This is a genomic window from Rhodobacter maris (genome assembly GCF_900217815.1).
GTDB classification, from domain to species: domain Bacteria; phylum Pseudomonadota; class Alphaproteobacteria; order Rhodobacterales; family Rhodobacteraceae; genus Rhodobacter; species Rhodobacter maris.
This window is the reverse complement of record NZ_OBMT01000054.1, coordinates 1-1,294: the sequence shown is the minus strand read 5'-3', so window position 1 is coordinate 1,294 and position 1,294 is coordinate 1. Positions and strand designations below refer to the sequence as shown.

Annotated in this window: 1 protein-coding gene; it reads right to left on the bottom strand. The window is 66.8% G+C overall.

Translation table 11 applies throughout. The features are described from left to right. Nucleotides 1-316: 316 nt before the first annotated feature. Nucleotides 317-1,294, bottom strand: a 978-nt coding sequence (locus CRO22_RS18510) for a DUF7146 domain-containing protein (protein ID WP_245861034.1), incomplete at its 5' end; no start/stop codon positions are given.

The window sequence follows — 1,294 nt, the reverse complement described above, 5'->3', positions numbered from 1 at the left end:
CAACCGGCCGCACTACGAGGCCGGACATATGCAAGCACCCAACCGGATTCGACGCGCTTTGAGGAAAGACTTGACGAAGGGGGTGTCCACATATGTCTCGCGATGCAAAGGCGGCTTTGCCGCCGGCGGAAATCAGTCGCCCACCGTCCTTGAAGGGGCGGCGCCTTTGACGGCCGCCTGCCCATCTCTTGAAGGCCGTGCGGGTGACGGGTGGATAAACAAAGCCCGGAAAGAGGCAGAGACGACGGTCCAGAACCACGACAGGGATGCATGCCCCCTGCCCCACGCTCCCAGACCGCCGATTGCGCGATGCGGCTCAGGGAAAAAGCCGCCGCCGATCCTTGGGCCCGATCTGATCTGCCAGATGCGCGCGCAGTGCCACCTTGCCGTGCGCCAGAAGATCATCGTTGAAATCCCCAAGACGTGGCTCGAGCACATGGCAAGCGATCCCGGCCTCGATGGCTCTGGCGCTCAACCTCTCTGCCGCGCGCTGCCCGGCCGGATCGCGGTCGATGGCGATGTAGAGACGCTGCAGCCCCTCGGGCAAGAGAACGGCCCCGAGGTGACCGGCCGATAGCGCCGCCCAGACAGGAAGGCCCGGCACCGCCTCGCGCAAGGACAGCATGGTCTCGATGCCCTCGCCGACCACGAGGATATCCTCCTGCGGGGTGAGCCTGACGGCATTGCCCAGAAGGTGACCCATGGCACGCCGCTGCGTCTTGACAGCCGCCTTGCCCTTGCCGTCCGGCGCGAGCCAGGTCCGATGCACCCCCTGCAAGCCCCCTGCCCCATCGGTGACCGCGGCGATCAGCGCCGGCCTGGGAATGCTCCGGGTCTGGCCATCCTCCCGATGCCAGCACTTCGGGTGGAAGCGCAGGGCACTTGTCAAACCGCCTTGGGTCAGGCCCCGGGAACGGAGATAGGTGTCTGCAAGCGTGCGTGGCACCGGCACCGAGGCCGCAAAAAGCCGCGCGGCGGACGCGGGCGTGCCGCCGGGGGCCTTGGCTTTCCTCGGCTGCGGTGGATCCGGAAGCACCGGCTGCGGACGGCCAAGATGGGCGCGGGCTTCGGCCAGAAGATCGGGAAAGCGGGAAATCCCGGTCCGCGCACGGATGATGTCGAGAAGATCGCCGTGCTCGCCAGTTGCGCCATCGGTGAACTTTCCTGCGGCGCCCGGCCCGAACGGGGGACCGGTCAGACGCACGAAGAGAGATCGTCCGGGGTTGTTTTGCAGATCGCCCACGATCCAGTAGGAGCCTTCCCGCCGCCCGGCGGGAAGATAATGGCGACAAAC